The organism is Prevotella sp. oral taxon 313 (assembly GCF_003043935.1).
GTDB lineage: Bacteria > Bacteroidota > Bacteroidia > Bacteroidales > Bacteroidaceae > Prevotella > Prevotella jejuni.
Genome location: NZ_PYXE01000001.1, coordinates 185,108 through 206,181, shown reverse-complemented (window position 1 = coordinate 206,181; position 21,074 = coordinate 185,108). Strand labels below are relative to the sequence as shown.

The following is a 21,074-nucleotide window of genomic DNA, read 5'->3' as shown; positions in this document are numbered from 1 at the left end:
GGATGAGATACTTCCATGTAAAGGGCATTTTATTTGATGGGATGTAAGGACTTTTCATTATCTTACTGACAGTTGAGAATAGGGGAGGGCATTTACATCTTTTGCCGATATACTCAATCCTTTGCAGCGTTAGTTTCGTCATGTAAGGTAGCTTACAAAGGTGTTATCTTTGGTTGTGTGACGATAAAATAGATTTTACATCGACATCACTTCTGAGCCTGTCAACGCCAATAACGTATCGAGAAAAGGGATGGAACACAAATTGCGTGTACATCTTGTTGAGGCTTAAAAAGGGCAGCTTGGCCGTTAGATTTTGGCATTTAGAAAGTTTTTTGTATATTTGTACGATAAATGATAGGGCACCCCTCCACACCTTATAATATATAGGTAGGGGGATGAAAGGTAAAGGAACGCTATCAAACAAGGTTATGTAGTAATAACAGGAAACAACAACTATGGCAAAATTAACAGTAAACAATTACGAAGAGCTTGCTGCCCGACTGGGTGAGAAGCTTGGTGAAAGCGAGTGGTTACTCGTCGATCAGGAGAGAATTAACCTCTTTGCTGATGCGACACTCGACCATCAATGGATTCATGTCGACACAGAGAGGGCTGCTGTCGAGAGCCAATACAAGAGCACAATAGCTCATGGCTACCTGACACTGTCGCTTCTTCCACACATGTGGCAGGAGATTATCGAGGTTAACAACCTAAAGATGATGGTCAACTACGGTATGGATAAGATGCGCTTCGGTCGTCCTGTCCTCGTGAACTCACGTGTCCGTCTTGTCGCTTCACTCGATAGTATCGAGAATCTAAGGGGTATTTGTAAGGCTGGAATCAAGTTCCAAATAGAGATAGAGGGCGAGCGCAAGCCTGCTCTTGAGGGTATTGCTACCTTCCTTTATTACTTTGAATAAGCGCCCTTCGGCATTTAGAATAATCGTAGGTGACCATGGATGAGTGCTGCTTGTCTGTGGTCACCTCTTTTGTTGATGGTTGGCGGTGGGGTAGGCGAGGGTTGCGAGAGGAATAGACGATGTCGCTTTGACGTTGACTATAAGTGGGTTATGTTCGGAGAAGATAAGAGGAAAGATTAGAAGAAAAAGTCAAAAGAAGCCTTAAAACTACCGTGTTTCAACGTAATTAATGTTAAATAAGATGCAAGACAATTAACGAAAAATATAATTTATTGTACCTTTGTACACCGAAAAAGATTATTTTAGGAAACATTAGAACTCAAGACCAAAAAAGGGATTTGACGTTTAACAGAACATTATTAAGTAAATAAAGTATGGTATATAACCAACTCAAATTGCAGAGTCAACTCTGTTTTAGATTGTACACAGCGAGCAGACTTGTTACACAAACTTACTATCCATTGCTTGACGAGTTAGGTCTCACCTATCCTCAGTACCTCGTTTTGATGGCTCTTTGGGAAGAGGATCATCAGAAGGTGATGGCACTTGCCCACCGACTCTACCTTGATTCCAACACGATGACGCCACTTCTTCAGCGCATGGCTCAGCTCGGTTTGGTTGAACGTGTCAAAGGTGAACGCGACGGAAGAGAGACTTTTGTGTCGCTGACCGAGCATGGTAAGGAACTACAAGAGAAGGCTAAGGACATCCCTTCTTGTATGGTCAATAAATTGTTTGAGGATGAGGAGGAGTTGAATAGATTTAAGGAAATAGCCTTAGACCTCGACCGCTTGATTGCTCATCTGGCTGAACAGCGTGCGAAGGAGAAGGAGGCTGTGATGGAGAAGATGCGCGAAGAGCGTTTAGCCTCTAAAAGACGTAGACGGTAAAGTGCGTTAACTGGTTTTCAGAATATATACCGAAGGTGTATCATGGATGTTTTTCTCCGTCCTGATACACCTTTGTTGTGTTTCTACCCTTTGCCCCCTTGCTGTGTCGGGGATGGTTTTCTCTCGGCTTATACTGTCTTCTGCGGGATGTCCTACACGGTCCTCATTTTTATAGCGTCAGTTTCGCTATACGTCTCATTCGTATATGTAACGCTGTGAAAAACCTTTACATGCGATAGACCTAATGCTCTACGAAATAGAAGTATATTCTCCTCTCTCTTCGAGTTTGTAACCCACAAGAAATCAGAAGTTTACAAGTAGCATTCGAGAACATGCCTTTCTTGTCTCAAGAAGGGCATGCTCTTGCCCCTTGAAGGGCCTCTTCTCGATTGCAGAAAGGCGTCTTCTTCAATGGAGAGGGGCGTGTCCTCGAAAAGAGAGGGGCTTAGCTGCTGAAATATCTTGATAGTCCCTATCTTTTTGAATAGCGTCTCTTCCCTCACAGAGTATAATTCTCTTTCCCACGGAGGACATTTCTTTTTCTCTCTGAGGACATTTCTTTTTCTCACAGAGTAACACAGAAGAACAGAATACACAGGGTTTCACAGAGACATTAAGTCAACCGATATCACAGAACGTTACAGCCACAGAAGCCTCACCCCCAGCCCCTCTCCGAATGGAGAGGGGAGTGAACACCGAGATACCCCTGCACGACGTCCGTATGTTTAGCAGCCCATCTCCTTTTATCAGTAGGCCAGTAGGGGTAACCTCACATACTAACTACCAGTTGGCCCCTCCCCCTTCCCCTCCCCCGAAGGGAAGGGGAGTGATCACCGAGATACCCCTATAAGGAGGATGTGCGTCTCGTTCTATTATCTTACTGGCTGTCTTGTAGGGGTAACCTCACATACTACGCCCCTCCCTGCGGGGGAGGGGTTGGGGGAGGGGCCACTATCTTGTGTGCTCGAAATGTGCGCCAAAAACCTCCGTGAACTCTGTGAGTTCTGTGAGAGAAAAAACTCGATGATATGTGCAAGCAGCCCAATAGGGGTAACCTCACATATTACTCCCCTCTCCAATCGGAGAGGGGTTGGGGGTGAGGCCTCTGTGTTCTCTGTATGCCGAAGGCCTTCTGTGGGCTCGAAATGTGCGCCAAAACGCTCTGTTAGATCTGTGAGTTCTGTGAGAGAAAGAAATATCCTTCGTGAAAGAAGGAACTCCCCACGACAATTCTCCAATATTCTTTTTCTCACAGATAACACAGAAGAACAGAACACACAGCATTCCACAGAGACATTAAGTCAACCGATTTCACAGAACCTTACAGCCAACGTTAGCTAATCATCAACACCTAACACCCATCACCCAACACCCATCTTTGGCAGTAACGTTCTGTGATATCTGTATGCCGGAGGCGTTCTGTGAGTTCGAAACTGTGCGCAAAAGGGTTCTGTTAAATCTGTGAGTTCTGTGAGAGAAAAAACTACCCAAGAACCGTGTTAGCAGCCCAATAGGGTTAGCCTCACATACTAACTGCCAGCTGGCCCCTCCCCCTTCCCCTCCCCAAAAGGGAGGGGCGTGATCACCGAGATACTCCTATAGAGTGGATATTGGCTTCGTGATACCTCTTATTGGCAGTCTTGTAGGGGTAACCTCACATACTACGCCCCTCCCTGCGGGGGAGGGGTTGGGGGAGGGGCCAGCTGGGGCTGGGGGTGAGGCTCTCTTGTTCTTTCTTCTTCCCCAACCTTTTTTCCCTCCTTTTCTTGCTCATTCTCCATATTTTTCATAATTTTGTAACGTGTCGGAGTGGGGCTGCGTCAAAATGAGGGTGGGCCCTATTGATACGGTATAAACGAACGAAGAAGAATGAAGAAAATACTCCTTTTACTCGCTATCTCCCTCTTTACGGTAGGTGCACATGCTCAGAAAGATGTTGTCTCGGTTGCTGATATGATTAAGATCTTCCAAGCCAAGACGCTACAGATGGGCAAACAGGTGCTTGAAAAACAAGGTTATGTCTATAAGGGTGTGTCGTCTGACGCTTACGGAAAAGACTATAACTGGGTGAAGAACATGAATTTAACGAGCGACTTCTTGCCTACTGCGATGGGACGTGGTAACTCCAGTATGGTCCTTCTGGCGCAAGATGGTAAGACGGTCTATGTCTATGTCTTTAATCGTACGGCCTTTGCAGGACTGCAGGCACAGGTGAAGGCGATGGGCTACGACATGGGTTCGGCAGTGAAAGGGGATAAGAGTACGCTGATATGTACGAAGGACAATCAGCCCACCATCAGTTTCCTTACGCTCCAACAGCCGTTGCCTTACTGCCTGCAGATAACGGAGTAAGTCGATAAGGGATTGAATTAAAGGATAAGAAAGAAGCTAATGAAGAAGAAACCAACCTATAAAGTGCCAGTGTCTATCTGTGCTATTGTCTTGTTCGTCGGGGCTATTGTACTTGCTATTCTTATGGAAACGCGACAGATGGCACCCCCTCGTAAGTATGAGGTGGACATGTCTGGTGAGGTAATCGGTATTGATAATGGTCCGAAAATACCTGTGTTAACAAAGGAGGAGGTAAAAGACGAGGAGATAAAAGAGGAGAAGAAGAAGGATAGTGATAAGCCTGAAGCGACTGAGACAGAGGAGTCTCAGGAGCCGGAGGAACCTGTCATCGTTCCTACTAACCCTGATGGGCAGTCGGAGCCGGCTATTAAAGCTCCTGTGCCAGATATTAAGAAGCCTACTATCGACCAGATAGATAATTAGGGCTCGGCCTTTGCTTCATACGATATTACGATTGGGATATAGCAAGCAAGCCTTGTTATATCCTTTTGTTTTTAGCCCTTTTGAGACGGAGAGGGACATGGGGTCTCTGATAGAAGAGGCGTTACACCTTATTATATATTAGGTCTTACCGAAGTTGTGGGACATGGGCTCTCTGATAGAAGAAGCGTTACACCTTATTATATAGTAGGTCTAACCGCAGTCGTGGGGCAAAGGCTCTCTGGTAGAAGGGGGCGTTACACCTTATTATATAGTAAGTCTTACCTTTGTGGTAGCGTCACTCTTGATTGTTCACATGACTTTGTTGTGATAGAAGGCGTTATGTGCTTGGAATGAGTGAGGGCCGAGGGGATATAAACAAAAAGGTAGGAACCCCTCTAATAGTTGGTTCCTACAATCGTTGCCCCTACTCATAAAGTGGGAAGAGGGTAGTGGAGACAGGTCGCCTGCGGACTCTATAGATGTAAAAGAAAACCTTTCGTCTCCCTGTGACAGCTATGAGAAATACGACAGGCAAAGCCTTTTAGAAGGATAGCCCATTCTATCCTCCCAACGAGCTCAGCCTTAAGACTAAATTTGGTTCCAGTTGACTTGCGTGATTCGGCCGCCCTTTACGGTGGCAGAAATGACGTAGCTACGTTTAGACTTACCCCCCTTACGATCGATGTCCAGTGTGGCAGGGACTTTAATACGTAGTTCTGCGTCATCATCATTACTGCTTTTCTTCACCTCCGCAGGTGAGCCAAGATGCCAGTTAATGGTCTTCACGTCAGCTTGATAGAGTTTGTCGGTCATGTAACGACGCACGTCTTTCACCGTGGCACCGCTCGCGCCGAGGAAATTAAACGATGAAGCAACAGCACCAGAAATCTTGTCAGTACTCTTACTGTTCATTCCCTGCAGCAGTTGACGTACCGCACTGACAGCTTTCGTCTTATCCCCCTCCGATACAGTTGGTACGAGGATCGTCTTCAGCTTCTCATCGGCTTCCTTACTGTGGAGGCCATTTGGGTGTTGAGCTTTGTATCCGAGGAAAGCATTCTCATCGTTTTTAGCCACGGCTTGCGCCCAGTCTATCTCGTCAATCTTAGCCTCTATCTCCCCTCGATGAGTAGAGTTAGGATACTTAGCGATGAACTGCTGTAACACATCCTTTGAATTGCTTGCTAAGGCAATAGCCAAGTCATTATTGGCTTGTTGGGCATTTGCCGTCGTTGTTGTCAGTGCTTTCAGTCGTGCAGCAATACTGTCACGATGCGCCTTCGGTGCTGATGGGTTCCCATCAAGGTAGTTCTTTAACACCGTAGCCTCGTTACTACTAATCGCTTGGGCGTAGGCATCCTGCTCAGTGTTAGCCTTGCTTGACCCTATCTCTTGGTTGTAAAGGAAGAGCAAGACGGCAGCTGTGATGGCAGCGATGAGCAAAGAGACAGCCAAAGAGAGGTGGTTATCCTTAGACGACTTACTTTCCTCTTCCTCTTCAGTGGTCTCTGCGATTGCTTCGGCCTTTGCTATCACCTCCTCATCGGCCTTGTTGTCCATGATGAAATCGGCATCTACCGTCCCATCCTCAATCCCCTCGTCTTCGAAAGGCTGCTGTGGTTCAACGTTGTTATGGCTTGATTCTTCCTCAGCTGCAGGACGTTCAACCTCCTTCTCCTCGTTTGCTTCGTTCTTGTCGACAGGGACAACGACAGTAGGAGCGGCTGTAGCCTGTTCGTTAGAAAGCTTGTTTGAATTCTGTTCAGTAGTATTTTCGGAAGGTTCAAAGTGACTTTCCGTATGATGACAATTAGGACATGACGTCTCTTCCTTGAGGTATAACTCACCACAATGAGAACATTTAATGATATGTCCAGCAATCTCTACACCGCAACTGGGGCATACGGGAGCCTTATCGCTCACTTGATGGCCACATTCAGGGCATTTGATGATCATTTATCTAACGTAAGATTATAGTAGTTTGGATAATTATCTTTTTCTTTTCTCTTTGTCGGCTATCTTCGTCGTCGTGGGAATCTTAGTTCGCGCATACTGTGTCTTCCCATCAAGCGCGACTTGTCGACATATCCGTTTACACCATTGATGCGCCCTTTACCAGTGTATTGCCAAGCGAAGATGTCCCTTCCGTCTTGCAGTACCGGCTCTCGTCCGTTATACTGTGCGATAAAGAGCTTATAGCCATCAAGGGCCCCACTGAGGTAGCGATCATAGAAGTTTGTGTAAGTGTAGACCAACGGCTTGACCCCATACTCCTTTGTCATGAGTACGAGGAAACGCTGAAGACTATCGCACAAAGCCTCTCGGCCCAGTCCACCAGTAGTCTCAATATCTACCATCGGAATGAGGTCTTGGTCCTGTGGGCGGCATTGCATGCGAAAGTTCCTAAGCTGTTCTTCTTGTGGGACAGTCGGACGATAGAAATGATATGAGCCTACGTTCATACCGTAGCGTTGTGCCGCTTCGATATTGTCAAGATAGCGTTGGTCGATACGTGAGCCTCCTTCAGTAGCTTTTAAGTACACGTAATTGAGTTTGTGATTACTGTTCTCGGCCACTGTCTCCCACCATACGTCACCTTGATAATGGCTCATATCGAGTCCGTGGATGTGCCTGCAGGTGTCTTCGCATTGTATAGTATATTGCGCCTTAGTACCTGCAAAAGAGAAGATGCAGGCTATGAGGAATATTACTCTTATTAACTTCATAGCTGCAAAGGTAACATTTTAAGTTGAGATAGCGGAGTGAAGGATGTATAAATATCTCTCTTTTAGTATTTCTTAATCCATGATTCGTATGTAATTGTCGGTCGTTACTTATCGTGTTAACTGTCCGTAGCGAATTATTTACACGATAATAATTATTTATTTTCACGACTGGAAATATTTTTCTTCACGACTGGAAATATTTCTTTTCACGTAAATAATTCGACAAGACAATGCTCCTCAACCTTACAGAAAGAGCTTTGTTATTGGGCCTATTAGGCTCATTTATTGGCCTTATAGGCCTTATAGGGCCTATAGGGCTAATAGTTAATTGGCCTTATAGGGCCTATAAGGCTAATAGATTATTAGTCCTATTAGCCCTAATAACGACCTAAGGGTAAAGCGAATTCTATTCCTTGGCAGCCTTAAGATACTGTTCGTAAAGCCATTTCTTTTGTTCAGCAATTGTGAGATTACTATTATCGAGTTCGATGGCATCATCAGCTTTACGGAGTGGTGACGTGGCACGATGAGAGTCGATATAGTCGCGTTCCTCCACGTTCTTGAGTATATCGGCATAGTCGGCATCCATCCCCTTCGCCTTTAGTTCGTCGTAACGACGCTGTGCCCTCACCTCTGCAGAGGCGGTGACAAATATCTTTAATTCAGCCTTTGGGAACACTACCGTACCAATGTCTCGCCCATCCATGACGATACCCTTCTCTGCACCCATGCGTTGTTGTTGTGCTACAAGAGCCTCACGAACAAAGGCAAGGGTGGCGATAGGGCTCACATGAGACGATACCTCCATCGTTCGGATGTCGTTTTCAACGTTCTCACCATTGAGGTAAGTGTCTGGACGACCAGTCGTTTTATTAAGTTGGAAACTAATGTTTATATCCTTCATCTGCTCCTTCAGTTCCCGTTCACGGATAGTTCCGTCAGCGTTAAAGAGGTTATGACGGAGTGCATAAAGGGTTACAGAGCGATACATAGCCCCTGTGTCCACATAGATATAGCCAATCTCTTTGGCCAAGTCCTTTGCCATTGTACTCTTTCCACATGATGAAAAGCCGTCGATGGCGATAGTTATTTTCTTCATATACTTACTTTTCTCGTATTTATCATTACCTTATCTCGCTGCATCTACCTCCCTCGCAACCTATCAAAGCATCATCACCCAGCACCCAACACCCATCACCCAACATTCAACACCCATCACCCAATACCAAACACTCTACGCACATTCTCATTGGTTCTCTGGGCGAACTCGGCCTCGTCAAGGCCATAGCTTGCAGCAAGGGTACGCATCACCTCAACGATGAAAGCACTCTCGTTGCGTTTACCACGGTAGGGGACAGGTGCCATGTAAGGGCTATCTGTTTCGAGAACGATGCAATCGAGGGGTACTGCAGCAGGCAGGTCCTCACGAAGATGACTACTCTTAAACGTAGAGACACCGCCCACGCCTAATACAAAACGGTCGAAGCGTAGGAATGCCTCAGCCTCTCGTTGATTGCCAGTGAAGCAATGGAAGACACCACCCGGCAGTTCCTTCTCATAGTGTCGCATGATATGTATCATCTCGTTCTGGGCCTTCCGACAGTGAATCATCAGTGGTAAGCGTGTCTCCACACTCCATTTCACGGCCTCCTCAAAGGCTGCTAACTGTTCTTGTTCGTATTCTCTCGACCAATAGAAGTCAAGTCCTACCTCACCAATAGCGATGATTGTCTCACCAGGTAAGGCCGTTCCTTCCTCCTTCTGTTTGAGGGAAAGCATGATACGTTGGTGCATTGTGTCTAATACCTCACGCCAGTCTTTGCGCACCTCTTCGGGTTGTAATCCTATCATTGGGTAACAGGTGTCAGGGAACTGACGGCATACAGCCATCACTGTGTCCATTGACTTGAGGTCGATAGCTGGTATGAATATCTTTTCTACGCCCGCTTCACGAGCGCGACTGATTACCTCTGGGAGGTCTTCTGCAAATTCTTCTACATCTAAATGAGCGTGAGTGTCGATGATCATTGGGTGTTGGGTGTTGGGTGTTAGGTGGTGAGTGTTGGGTGTTAGGTGATGAGTGTTGGGTGTTGATGGAGTGTTTATAAGGGTGTTGGGTGATGTTTGTTGGGGTGTTGGATGATGAGTGTTGGGTGTTGATGGAGTGTTTATAGGGGTGTTGGATGATGAGTGTTGGGTGTTAATGGGGTGTTTATAAGGGTGTTGGGTGATGTCTGTTGGGGTGATGGGTGATGAGTGTTGGGTGTTAACGAAATGTTTATAGGATATTGAAGGAGCGTATATAAGCTGAGGAATGATAGATGTTGAGAACAGTTACTCCACGTTTATTTCGCTTTTATCCAGCCTGTCCTGTTAGGGCTCCCCTCCTTCGGAGGGGCTGGGGGAGGTCCCCCGTTATCTCTTCCTATGCAGCATTCTCTGTGCGTATGCCACCAGTTCAGTTTTCCTGTCAGCACTCACCTTCACCGCATCGAGGTATTTATTAGCCTCATCAAAATAGTAGTTAATACGTTCGATAGCCATCTTGTCTACCCCAATACTATTATAGAGTGCAGTGACGGCAGCCACCTTCTCGTTATGATTAAAGTTCTCACAGCCAATCCATCTCTCCAACTCTTTACGTTGGCGGACGTTCGCCTTGTTGAAAGCATTTATCAGCATGTAAGTCTTTTTATTACTGATAATATCGCCACCTATCTTCTTTCCGAACACTTTTGGGTCTCCATAGACATCGAGGTAGTCGTCTTGTAGCTGAAAGGCCAGTCCTATCTGTTCGCCAAACTTATAGAGGTTGTCTACGTCATTGGCTGGTGCATCAGCAAGGATAGCGCCAATCTTCATCGCACAAGCCAATAGTACACTTGTCTTCAGGCGTATCATCTCGATGTATTCGGCCTCCTTTACGTCATTGCGGTTCTCAAACTCCATGTCATACTGTTGACCCTCTCCTATCTCGAGTGCCGTCGTCGTGAAGAGATGCAACACCTCACGCAGGTGCCTACTGTCACACTGTTCCATACGTTCGAAGGCCAATACGAGCATAGAGTCACCCGACAAGATAGCCGTGTTAGCATCCCAACGCACGTGGACTGTCTGCTGTCCGCGTCGAAGAGGTGCATCATCCATCAAGTCATCATGCAAGAGAGTATAGTTATGGTAGGTCTCCAAGGCACAAGCCGGTGATAGTATCGTCTCCGGATCATCTTTGAAGAGATTATAGGCAAGGAGCATCAGCGTAGGACGGATGCGTTTCCCACCCAGTGAGAGTACGTATTTAATAGGGTCATACAAGCTCTGTGGCTTGCGATCGTAGGTCAGATTGTTTATATACTCGTTAACTTTACATAGGATTTCGTCAGCAGTGTACATATAGAGTAGGTGTTAAAAGTTATGTTATGAATAATCGTTGTGACGGCAGACAGCCATCGTGTGCGTTAAGAGAGTTGGAAGACAAAAGGTATCTCTACCAACGAGCGGCATGGTTTATTACGTTCGATGCCAGGCTTCCATTTGCCCATTGTCTTCAAGACACGCAGTGCCTCAGCATTAAGGACAGGTATCTTACCATTCTTAACAGTCACATCATGCACCGTACCATCGGCATTGATGATAAAAGTAATATTCACTGTCCCTTGCAGATTATTGTCCTTAGCATCGGCAGGGTACTGTAATGTCTTCGTAAGCCACTTCATAAACTCCACCCAACCACCTGGGGGTGTAGGCGTCTGGGATAGGATTCGCTTGCTAACCTTATCGTCATAACGTTCTACAACCTTGTCGGATGTATCGTCAGACATCTTCTCCATCTCCTTTTTAGCTTCTTCTTTCACCTTCGGAGGTTCGGGAGTTGTAGTCACCATAGGCATGACGATGGGTTCTTCACTTACTTGTGGAGCCCCCGTCTTCTTGTCGTTTGAGTTCATACTCCCCGCATCATGCGGTGTTACCTTATTAGGTACATCACGCCGTTTCAGGTTGAGTAAGTCCTCCATCGTGGGTTTCTTGTCCTCTTGTGTCTTAGCTAAATCTTGCTGGTCGATGGCCGGCAGCATGTCCATATCGTGTAGTGTGACATTCTTAATGGCCTTGGTATTGGCCGAGTCGTCCTCTGTTCCCGATGAATTATACTCCATGGCAACAAAGAAAATAGACAGTGCAACGATGATTCCCAATAGGAAACCAACCCACCGTTTACTCTCTAAATCAGCTCTATTTGACTTCTTTATTTCCAATATAAGATATACTAAACGCTCGTTTCTGCCGTTATACAAACCATAGATGGCTAATTATTGCCATATAAAAGGTTGCAACGACAAAAGTAATAAGATATTCGGAAAAAGCTGTAACTTTGCCGAGAAATTAGTTTAGAACAGATGAAAAAAATCGTTTTCACCCTCCTATTAACACTTTTTGCGGCTGTTATGCGAGCGCAGGAGAGTCAAACTGAATACAACTTCTTGCGTCTTCCGGTCAGTGCCCATGCTGCTGCTTTAGGCGGAGAGAATATTTCAATTATCGAGGACGACCCCTCGTTGATGTTTTCTAACCCTGCCTTAGCTTCGTCAGTGAGCGACAAGACCGTTGGACTCAACTATATGAACTATATGCGAGGAGCCCATTTCATGAGTGCATCGTACACTAAAGCCTTAGGTGAGAAGGCTACCCTCGCTGGCGGTGTACTCTATATGAACTACGGGAAGATGAAGGAGGTCGATGCTAACAACGTACAGACAGGTACGTTCAATGCCAGCGACATTGCCGTTGAAGGTATCTTTTCCTACGAGTTAGCACGCAACCTTGTGGGAGGTATCACGGCAAAGTTTATCACATCCTACATCGGACAATACAACTCCATGGCTGTAGGTGTCGACCTCGGCCTTAACTGGTATGAGCCAGATCACCAATGGTCGGTGTCGTTAGTGGCTAAGAATCTCGGTGGACAGATAAAGGCCTACGAGGAAGACTATGGTAAGATGCCTATTGACGTACAGTTAGGTGTGAGCAAGACCTTCGTTGCCTTGCCCGTAAGAGTGTCTGCCACGCTTGTCGATATGACCCATTATGACTATCGGTTCATCAATCACTTAAATCTTGGAGCAGACATTCTGCTATCGGAAAGTATATGGATTGGGGGCGGATATAACTTTCGCAAGGCCGACGAGATGACCATCGGAACGGCAGAGAACGCCAGTGCACATGGCGCAGGGTTCAGTGTAGGAGCGGGAATCAACCTCGAACAGTTCAAACTGAACCTCGCTTACGGCAAGTATCATGCTGCCAGCAACTCCATAATGGTCAACCTTGGCTACTCGTTCTAAGCTGAATTAACGCCTTACAACACATAAATAATATCGTTTTTTGCGGTTGTTTCAACATTTTTTTATACTTTTGTCCCCATCATGAGATATACTGTCAAATGTAATAACTGCGGTCGCGACTTTGTGGCCGAGACCGAGAAGTATGGGACAATGAAGTATCGTTGCCCCTATTGTGGTAACGTCTTGACTTGTAGGTTTGATGAACCGCAACCTATCCGTACGCATGCTCGCTCCGTTATTCCATTGGCTGAGGCCTCACCTATCGTTGTTAAGAAGGCTAAAAACTTACCGACTGTACCGACGCACCTCCTCCACACGCCTTCAAAAGAGAAGCTTGCGGAGATGAGACAGAAGCTTGTTGAAGCGTCTCAACGAGCTGGTGAGACTTTGAAGAACGCAACCGAGACCACAACCGAGTTTGTTAATAAGTCGTCTTCGCGCCTGCGTCGTTTTCAAGAGAAGTACGCTGACGGTGATCTCTGGATATTCTTCGGGTTCAGTATAGCGTTTGTTCTTTCGGTCCTTATCGGCCTCTTCGTTTGTGCTGAGGTTGTTAAGGTTATCGCCGAGGGCAATTCTTGGCTGTTTAAGAACTATATTGAGATACGTAACGCTATCTAAAAGCACACATCTTATTACTTACTATCTACACAGACTACACCCGTTTTCTGTCAGCACGACGTATGTCTTCCCTCCGTCTTGACGTACGTCATGCACCCATCTTCGTGTCTTTATGTCAATATTTTTCGCTCCTCTTGGATGGAGTATGTGCTCTTCAAGATAGAAGAAGAGGCCCTTCAACGTTCAAGAACATGCTCTTCTTGGCCCAAGAAGGGCATGTTCTTCATGCAAGAAGGGCATGTTCTCGAATGGTGTTTGTAATCGTTTGATTTCTTGTAGGTTATAGTGCCGATGAAAAGCTGTGTTGTTCTCCTATATTGAGCGTCCTTAACTTGATGAGATGTAATGATTTTTTATGTTCTTATTGACAACTCTAAAGGGTGTATGGATGAGTAAATTACTCGTGTGATGGGTGTTTGTTAAGGTCGTTGGGGGCTTTTCCTCTCACAGAGGATATATTTTTCTCTCACAGAGCGCACAGAGTTCACGGAGGTTTTTGGCGCACAGTTTGAGCCCACAAGATAGTGGCCCCTCCCCCAACCCCTCCCCCGCAGGGAGGGGCGTAGTATGTGAGGTTACCCCTACAAGACAGCCAGTAAGATAATAGAACGAGACGCACATCCTCCTTATAGGGGTATCTCGGTGATCACTCCCCTTCCCTTCGGGGGAGGGGAAGGGGGAGGGGCCACTATCTTCTATGAGCCCGTGTGTTCTGTTCTTCTGTGTAAATCTGTGAGAAAGAGAACGCACCCACTCTGTGAGATGATACACAAGTAATTCGCTGGGGAGTTTTTTCTCTCAAGAAGGACATTTCTTTCTCTCACAGAGCTCACAGATTTAACAGAACCCATTTGCGCACTGTTTCGATTCCACAGAAGGCCTCTGGCATACAGAATACACAGAACGTTACTGCTAAAGAAGATACCAATAAGGAGGCAAAAAGCAGCCTACATCCAGTCCATAGGGGTATCTCGGTGATCACTCCCCTTCCCTTCGGGGGAGGGGAAGGGGGAGGGGCCACTATCTTCTATGAGCCCGTGTGTTCTGTTCTTCTGTGTAAATCTGTGAGAAAGAGAACGCACCCACTCTATGAGATGACACACAAGCAACTCGCTGGGGAGTATTTTCTCTCACAGAGCACACAGAGTTCACAGAGCTTTTTGGCGCACAGTTTCGAGCACACAGAAGGCCTTCGGCATACAGAGAACACAGAGCGTTTCAGCTAAAATTGGCTGTAAGGTTCTGTGATATCGGTTGACTTAATGTCTCTGTGAAAGCTTGTGTGTTCTGTTCTTCTGTGTAATTCTGTGAGAAAAAACGAACACTTGAGACTCGCTGAGGACTTTTATCTCTCACAGAGTCCACAGAGTTCACGGAGTCTTTTAGCGCATGTTTCGATTCTACAAGGGGAGGGGACAGCATCTACTTAGTACTTGCCAAGAGGCGTGTGAATGGGTGGGTCGTGGGTAGTTGTGAGTAGAAAAACAGGATAAAGACGTGTTAAAGAAGCTGAAATAGGCTACAATTAAAAAAAATACTATAAATTTGCAGATAGCTAACCTACGACAAGTTAAACAGCACACAAGTGTTGTGAGATGTGAAAACAATATAAGTAAAAACCTATAAAAACATGAGAACTATGAGAAAAACTAACCTTGGACGATCGCTGCTCTTGGCGGTCCCTCTTATGTGTAGCCCTTACGTGGTGCAGAAAGCATGCGCTACACATGCGATGACGATACAAGCGCAGACCTCTATTATCAAAGGTAAAGTTGTTGATTCACAGTCAGGTGAACCGCTTATCAGTGCCAGTATTACCGTAAATGGTACTAAGAAGATGACCATAACGAACATTGATGGAGAGTTCTCTATCGATGCACAAGTTGGTGATGAGCTGGTTGTCACTTCGTTAGGCTATGAGAAGAAGACGGTGAGGGCTGCTGAGAATATGACAATTAGCCTTGTCGCTACCTCCACAATGCTTAGTGAAACGGTCGTGGTGGGCTATAGTACGCAGAAACGCAACAGTCTGACGGGTTCGCTGAAGAGTATTGACAATAAGGAACTGACGAATGTAACGACCGCAAACGTCACTAACATGCTCACAGGAAAGATACCTGGCATGAACGTTATGCCTGGTTCTGGCAAGCCAGGGTCGTTTGGTGCAATCATTGTGCGTGGTAAGTCAACTATCAACGGCAGTACGGCTCCACTCTGGGTCATCGATGGTGTCATCGTAGGAAAGGACCCTGGCGACATCAATCCAAACGATATTGAGTCGCTCACCGTACTGAAAGATGCTGCTTCTACGGCCATCTATGGTTCGCAAGGAGCTAATGGTGTTATCGTGGTGACGACCAAAAGTGCACGAGCTGGTAAGACGTCAATCACCTTCTCAGCCAAGATGGGCCTCTCAACCTTGAATAATGGAAAGGTCAAGATGATGGATGGTGCCGAACTATACGACTACTATAAGTCGTTTACCAACGCTGCCGAGATTGCTTTCCCACGATGGAATGAACAACTGAGAGATAGTAACTTCGACTGGTGGAAACTGGCTACTCACACGGGAAACGTGCAGAACTACGACCTTACTATTAATAGTGGTGGAGATAAGTTGAGTGCTGTCTTCACTGGTGGAGTCTATAAGGAAGATGGTGCAGTACGTGGATATGACTTCACGAGATATAACACCATGATGAAACTAAACTTCAAACCATTCTCATGGATAGCTATTCGTCCGTCCTTGAATGGTAGTAAGGGTGTTATTGACGACCGCCAACGCTCCACCTATTCTATGTATTCTATGCTGCCATGGGACAGCCCTTACGATGAAAATGGGAAGATTGTCGGCAATAGATCATCGGCTTGGGTGAACAGTAACTCTACTAACTATCTCTATGAGTTACAGTATAATTGGAGCAAGTATGACTCTTATTCATTTAATGGAAACTTCGATTTCGATATCTATCTGACTGACTGGCTGACCTTCTCATCAGTGAACAGTTATCGTTGGAGTACCCACCTTGACAAGAGCTATGTAGACCCTCGTACGTCGGGAGCGGAGGACAAGGGTCGTGTGAGCGAGAGTACCAGTACGAACACACGCCGTTATACGAACCAGTTAATCAAAGCGACACGCAGCTTCGGGGATTATCATGGCTTCTTAATGCTCGGTTATGAGTTTAATGATGGCGAGTATCGTTATCATAATGGGAGTGGGACAGGACTTGTTCCAGGCTTTGCACAACTCGACATCACGTCGACACCTGAGTCGGTGGGAGGTAATAAATACGAGTGGGCAGTGCAGTCTTTCTTCGCTAACCTCAATGCTGACTATGCTAATAAATACCTCCTTCAACTGTCATTGAGAACAGACGGCGCAAGTAACTTTGGTTCGGATGCGGCCTACGGTACGTTCTTCTCGGTCAGTGGGGGCTGGGTAGCTACGGCAGAAAAGTGGTTTAAGGTGCCTTGCATAGACTATCTGAAGGTGCGCGCATCCTATGGCTCGGTTGGTAGTCGACCTAACAGCCTTTATCCACAATATGGGTTATACAGCTTAGGAGCCAACTATAACGAGAAACCGGGTGCTGTCATCGCTCAGTTAGCGAACAAGAAACTAACGTGGGAGAAGAGCTTTACGACAGGTGTAGGTATCGACCTCAATATGTTCCGCCGCCTTCGTATGACCTTCGACTTCTATCACAAGCGCACGAGTAACCTGCTTTTCGCTGTGCCTATATCAGGTGTTATCGGTGTGACAAGTATCTGGCAGAATATTGGTGAGCTGACAAACACGGGCTTTGAGACAACACTTTCGGCCGACATCATCAAGGGAAAGGACCTTACATGGACTGTTGATGCTAACTTGTCGACCAACTCTAACAAGATTAAGAAGCTGTATAGCGGTAGAGACCAAATCATTGTAGGCGATGGTATAGCGGGTTCTGCTAACACGTTGTTACGCCCCGGACTGAGTGTCGACACTTATTACCTGCGCGAATGGGCTGGTGTTGATCCAGAGACGGGTGCTCCACAGTGGTACACAACAGATGCTAATGGCGAGCGGGTCATCACGAAGAGCTATGCTAAAGCCGACCAGATAGCCCTCGACAAACGTGCTACACCAAGCGTGTTCGGTAGCTTCTCTACCACACTTACCTATAAGGATTTCGATTTTAATGCCGTGTTTGGCTATTCTTTGGGTGCTTCTATCTATAACTACTCACGACAGGAGTACGACTCAGACGGTGCCTATACCGACCGTAACCAGTTCAGTCTGCAGAAAGGATGGAAGCGTTGGAGACAAAAGGGAGACATTGCTACTCACCCAGCAGCCGCATACAATAACCCTTCTAACGCTAACAAGGCCTCTACAAGATACTTAGAAAGCTCCGACTTCTTAAAGCTTCGCTCTCTAACCTTGGGTTATAATTTCCATCTCAAGAGTGATGTCGTTAAGGCTTTACGGGTGTATGTAAGCGGAGAAAACCTCTTCTGCATTACCGATTACTCTGGTGTCGATCCAGAACTGCCTGCTGCTGACGGTGGCCGCAATGCCTCTGGCGAGCGTTCGACAGCTCTCTCTATCTCTACTGGCGCTGGTGTCTATCCTTCCGTACGTAAGTTTATGCTTGGCGTTAATGTTACATTCTAAACAAAAGAGTCTATCATGAAGAAAATATATCTGCTGCTTTTGGCAGCTATCACAATGGTTTCGTGTAGTGTTGAGCGTCATCCTGAATATATGATGGATGAGGATGCCATGATAAAGAACATCGACGAGAGTTTTCCGGCACTACTGAAGGGATGCTATGGATACCTAAAAACATGGTCGGACCCTATGTATAGATGTGGTGAATACGCTGGAGATAATATCATGATACGTGGTACTTCTACCGATGCTTTCTATGAGTTTATCTCTTACTCACGCACTCCTAACAACTACCGACTACAGAACTTCTGGGATTTCAGCTATAAGGTCGTTGCTCAAGCATCTAATATTATTAAGGCAATCCCCGAAGGTAAGAATACTACTACGGATACTCAGCTGGGCGAATGTTACTAATTACGAGGCATGATCTACTTCTATCTCTGTCGTGCATACGGTAGACCGTACGCTCAGAACCCTGAGAAGAACCTCGGTATGCCGATTGTTAACGGTACTCCTGACGACCCTGCTAATGCTGTCTTACCTAATCGTTCTACCGTGAAGGAGACTTACGAGCAGGCTATTAACGACTTGGAGAAGGCGGCTTCACTGATGACTGAGGACATACATGGCGAGGAACACTGTATATTCGCATCTAAGGAAGCTGCTTGGGCAATGTTGAGTAGGGTCTACCTCTATATGAGTGGTACCTATGAAAACCCTAACACGGCCTACGCACAGAAGAGTGTTGAGTACGCAACGAAGGTGATTGACTCTGGTAAGTTTAGTCTGCTAAGTCGTAAAGACTATGGTGTTAGTAACACGCTGGAGCCTGAGAACAACCCTGAAAACATCTTTGTGGTGAAGAGGGTAGACTCTGAATTTCCTGGTTGGGACTATTATTACACCATCGGCGGTATGTATTCGAATATTGGCGGTATGGGTTGGGGAGAGATGTATGCCTCGGCTAAATATCTCGACTTGCTCAATGAGACGGGTCAGAACGATTGGTTTAATAAGAAATATACTGATATTCGTGCGCAATTCATTGAACCTCAGTATGTAAAGGATAAGACTGATAAGTACGTCCCAGTGTTCCGTTTCATCAAGAACGTCTATGATGCGAGCGGTAATCAGGTGAACTTCAACTACGTGCAACTGCGTTATACACGGCAGCCGGACAATAGTCTGACATGCGATACGACGGGGACAGGACACACCACACCGCTTGTTCTGACACCTATCGACCCTGCGCAACGCCTCTACTCGATAAACTATCAGGGGCATACCTACCGTGGTGTGCTTGATTATCAGATGAAGCTTAACCGCGTTTATCCTATGTTTTATGTGGTGAAATGCTCTCGTCAGGGTGGTAAGGAGAACCAGTTGTACTCGCCTGTCATCTCTCGTCTTGATGAGATGTACCTCAATCGTGCTGAAGCTAACGTGAAGTTGGGTAACATCAGTAGTGCGATGGCCGACGTGAACACTATCCGTGAGCGTGCTATCGTGGGTGGTAGCTATACGAGTGCACAGTTTACGGCCGCTACGGCAAAGACCTTAGTGGACAAAGAACGCCAATTGGAACTTGCCTTTGAAGCTGAGCGTAGCTACGACGTGTTCCGTAATGGCGATACACTAACACGTCGCTTCCCTGGTCCACATCAGCCGATGGTTGACATCCCAGCGACCGACTACCGTGTAATCTACTTTATTCCGCAGTCGGCTATCAATGCTTATAAGGGCAACTTAGAGCAGAACCCAAGAAGTAACTAACACGCTCTGTGGGCACACGAACAATGTGTATAGTGGCTGAAGTGTCTTTCTTCAGCCCCTATATGCCCTGTTTATGTTATTAATGGAGAGGGTTCTAAGTGGATGGAGTGACTTTTTTCTGTCCTCGTATGCCCTGTTCTCCTTGATAGGGTAGGGGGATTCTACGAGGCAGGGGTGGCTTTCTTCAATCCTTACATGGCGTGTTCTCTTTGATAAAGGAGAGATCTCTAAGTGGATGGAGTGACCTTCTTAGTCCTCGTATGCCCTGTTCTCCTTGACAGGGGAGGGGGGATTCTACGTGGCTGGGGTGGCTTTCTTTAGTCCTTACATGCGCTGCTTACGATGATAAGGACGAGAAGGCAGCGTGGCTGGGGTGGTTTCCTTCAATCCTTACATGGCATGTTGTGTGTTCGTTTTCATTTGCCTAATAATTGGAGAGGCTATGTCGTTAGCCTTCAATATATCTTTTGTAATGTTATGCCAAAGGCTTGGTTAGAGCGCTGACCGAGCCTTTTATTAGCTCTGCCGAACGAGGGAGTAATGGGCCAACCATGGTAAGGAGGGTCTCAATGTGCGTAGTGGAAGGGTTTTTCTTATCGCTGTGTGGCATTGTAATCTGTTTACGGGTAGGAGTCTCGGAGGTGTTGTAGCCAAGCAAAATCGTTGGTCGCTTTTGCCGATGTATGGCATTATTTTCTATGGACTCGGTTGTTTATACTGCTTTTCATGTGTTCTCTATGTGTGCGAAGAGTGTACTTGTTTGTTCCATGAAAAGCTACTTTGCCACGATAAAACTTCATGAATTTTGACGCATAGAGGCAAAGGGAGGAGGGCGAAAGGATAGAATTAGGCGCAAAAATAAAGGCTGTGCTTGACCGGTGACTGCGGTTATAAAGAATGTTGGGAACGTCATTTGTGAATGTAGGATAATACTATGCTTTAACAGCAGTTACGGCTATAAGGTATGTTGGGAACATCACTTGGGAGAATAGGATGAGGCTTAATGATGCCACATCTTGCTGTTGAGTTATCATGAAATTACTTTACATTATTCATTGCTATATGTGTTGAAAATAAGAGAGAAATGTAGTCTTTAATGTTCTTGTAACTCTTTTGTTATAAAGAAGTTATGTGGTGGTAAAGTAAAAGATGCCTAATAAGGGTCGAGAAGGGCCCCTTCAAGGGTCAAGAAGGGCGTCTTCTCCCACGCAGAAAGGCCTCCTCTTGAACCCAAGTAGGCCTCTGTTGGAGGTAAGAATATAATTTTCTTTTACAAAAAAGTGTTTCGTTTTTATTCTTCTCACCCCCTATAACATTTGTTTCTTTTTTATTTTTTTTGCATAAACTCTGCCGTGTTTAATACTTTCTTTATA

General features: G+C 46.0%; 13 protein-coding genes and 1 pseudogene. 8 read left to right on the top strand and 6 right to left on the bottom strand.

Going from position 1 to position 21,074, the window contains the following annotated elements; all coding sequences use genetic code 11:
- The first annotated feature begins 455 nt into the window (after positions 1–455).
- The 4 genes from AXF23_RS00835 (at position 456) to AXF23_RS00815 (ending at position 4,585) form a co-directional block, all read left to right on the top strand.
- Positions 456–920 (top strand): MaoC family dehydratase, encoded by a 465-nt coding sequence (locus AXF23_RS00835; RefSeq protein WP_107623955.1) that lies wholly within the window; start codon positions 456–458, stop codon positions 918–920.
- Between the two features lie 374 nt (positions 921–1,294).
- Positions 1,295–1,810 (top strand): MarR family winged helix-turn-helix transcriptional regulator, encoded by a 516-nt coding sequence (locus AXF23_RS00830; RefSeq protein ID WP_107623954.1) that lies wholly within the window; start codon positions 1,295–1,297, stop codon positions 1,808–1,810.
- A gap of 1,869 nt (positions 1,811–3,679) precedes the next feature.
- Positions 3,680–4,162: a hypothetical protein gene (locus AXF23_RS00820; RefSeq protein ID WP_009011667.1), complete on the top strand. Its 483-nt coding sequence runs from the start codon at positions 3,680–3,682 to the stop codon at positions 4,160–4,162.
- Between the two features lie 39 nt (positions 4,163–4,201).
- Positions 4,202–4,585 carry a hypothetical protein gene (locus AXF23_RS00815; RefSeq protein ID WP_107623953.1) on the top strand — a complete coding sequence of 128 codons (384 nt, stop codon included), beginning with the start codon at positions 4,202–4,204 and terminating at the stop codon, positions 4,583–4,585.
- 588 nt (positions 4,586–5,173) lie between these two features.
- On the opposite strand, the gene AXF23_RS00810 is transcribed toward AXF23_RS00815, so the two are convergent.
- From AXF23_RS00810 to AXF23_RS00785, 6 genes are all read right to left on the bottom strand, one after another.
- On the bottom strand, positions 5,174–6,541 hold the full coding sequence (locus AXF23_RS00810) for a zinc ribbon domain-containing protein (protein ID WP_107623952.1): 1,368 nt from the start codon (positions 6,539–6,541) through the stop codon (positions 5,174–5,176).
- A gap of 59 nt (positions 6,542–6,600) precedes the next feature.
- A complete protein-coding gene (locus AXF23_RS00805; RefSeq protein ID WP_009011670.1) occupies positions 6,601–7,311 on the bottom strand; it encodes a glycoside hydrolase family 25 protein in 711 nt (236 codons plus the stop codon).
- 406 nt (positions 7,312–7,717) lie between these two features.
- Positions 7,718–8,410 carry a (d)CMP kinase gene (gene cmk / locus AXF23_RS00800; RefSeq protein WP_107623951.1) on the bottom strand — a complete coding sequence of 231 codons (693 nt, stop codon included), beginning with the start codon at positions 8,408–8,410 and terminating at the stop codon, positions 7,718–7,720.
- Between the two features lie 116 nt (positions 8,411–8,526).
- Entirely contained in the window at positions 8,527–9,339 is an 813-nt protein-coding gene (locus AXF23_RS00795; protein WP_107623950.1) for a TatD family hydrolase, read from the bottom strand.
- Positions 9,340–9,726: 387 nt separating this feature from the next.
- Entirely contained in the window at positions 9,727–10,701 is a 975-nt protein-coding gene (locus tag AXF23_RS00790) for a polyprenyl synthetase family protein (RefSeq protein ID WP_107623949.1), read from the bottom strand.
- Positions 10,702–10,766: 65 nt separating this feature from the next.
- Positions 10,767–11,564, bottom strand: a complete 798-nt coding sequence (locus AXF23_RS00785; RefSeq protein WP_089366348.1) for an energy transducer TonB — start codon at positions 11,562–11,564, stop codon at positions 10,767–10,769.
- 141 nt (positions 11,565–11,705) lie between these two features.
- On the opposite strand from AXF23_RS00785, the gene porQ reads away from it, so the two are divergent.
- The 4 genes and pseudogenes from porQ (at position 11,706) to AXF23_RS00760 (ending at position 19,701) form a co-directional block, all read left to right on the top strand.
- Positions 11,706–12,650: a type IX secretion system protein PorQ gene (gene porQ / locus AXF23_RS00780; protein ID WP_009011675.1), complete on the top strand. Its 945-nt coding sequence runs from the start codon at positions 11,706–11,708 to the stop codon at positions 12,648–12,650.
- Between the two features lie 81 nt (positions 12,651–12,731).
- The gene (locus AXF23_RS00775) at positions 12,732–13,271 is read left to right on the top strand and encodes a TFIIB-type zinc ribbon-containing protein (RefSeq protein ID WP_199222143.1); all 540 of its coding nucleotides are present in this window, start codon (positions 12,732–12,734) and stop codon (positions 13,269–13,271) included.
- A 1,630-nt stretch (positions 13,272–14,901) separates the two neighbouring features.
- Positions 14,902–17,931 (top strand): SusC/RagA family TonB-linked outer membrane protein, encoded by a 3,030-nt coding sequence (locus AXF23_RS00765; protein WP_107623948.1) that lies wholly within the window; start codon positions 14,902–14,904, stop codon positions 17,929–17,931.
- Between the two features lie 15 nt (positions 17,932–17,946).
- Positions 17,947–19,701 (top strand): annotated as a pseudogene (locus AXF23_RS00760) (RagB/SusD family nutrient uptake outer membrane protein).
- The last annotated feature ends 1,373 nt before the right edge of the window (positions 19,702–21,074 follow it).

Bases quoted from the DNA above. Each gene is read 5' to 3' on its own strand.
- AXF23_RS00835 (WP_107623955.1), top strand. From the start codon at position 456: ATGGCAAAATTAACAGTAAACAATTACGAAGAGCTTGCTGCCCGACTG.
- AXF23_RS00830 (WP_107623954.1), top strand. From the start codon at position 1,295: ATGGTATATAACCAACTCAAATTGCAGAGTCAACTCTGTTTTAGATTG.
- AXF23_RS00820 (WP_009011667.1), top strand. From the start codon at position 3,680: ATGAAGAAAATACTCCTTTTACTCGCTATCTCCCTCTTTACGGTAGGT.
- AXF23_RS00815 (WP_107623953.1), top strand. From the start codon at position 4,202: ATGAAGAAGAAACCAACCTATAAAGTGCCAGTGTCTATCTGTGCTATT.
- AXF23_RS00810 (WP_107623952.1), bottom strand. From the start codon at position 6,541: ATGATCATCAAATGCCCTGAATGTGGCCATCAAGTGAGCGATAAGGCT.
- AXF23_RS00805 (WP_009011670.1), bottom strand. From the start codon at position 7,311: ATGAAGTTAATAAGAGTAATATTCCTCATAGCCTGCATCTTCTCTTTT.
- cmk (WP_107623951.1), bottom strand. From the start codon at position 8,410: ATGAAGAAAATAACTATCGCCATCGACGGCTTTTCATCATGTGGAAAG.
- AXF23_RS00795 (WP_107623950.1), bottom strand. From the start codon at position 9,339: ATGATCATCGACACTCACGCTCATTTAGATGTAGAAGAATTTGCAGAA.
- AXF23_RS00790 (WP_107623949.1), bottom strand. From the start codon at position 10,701: ATGTACACTGCTGACGAAATCCTATGTAAAGTTAACGAGTATATAAAC.
- porQ (WP_009011675.1), top strand. From the start codon at position 11,706: ATGAAAAAAATCGTTTTCACCCTCCTATTAACACTTTTTGCGGCTGTT.
- AXF23_RS00775 (WP_199222143.1), top strand. From the start codon at position 12,732: ATGAGATATACTGTCAAATGTAATAACTGCGGTCGCGACTTTGTGGCC.
- AXF23_RS00765 (WP_107623948.1), top strand. From the start codon at position 14,902: ATGAGAACTATGAGAAAAACTAACCTTGGACGATCGCTGCTCTTGGCG.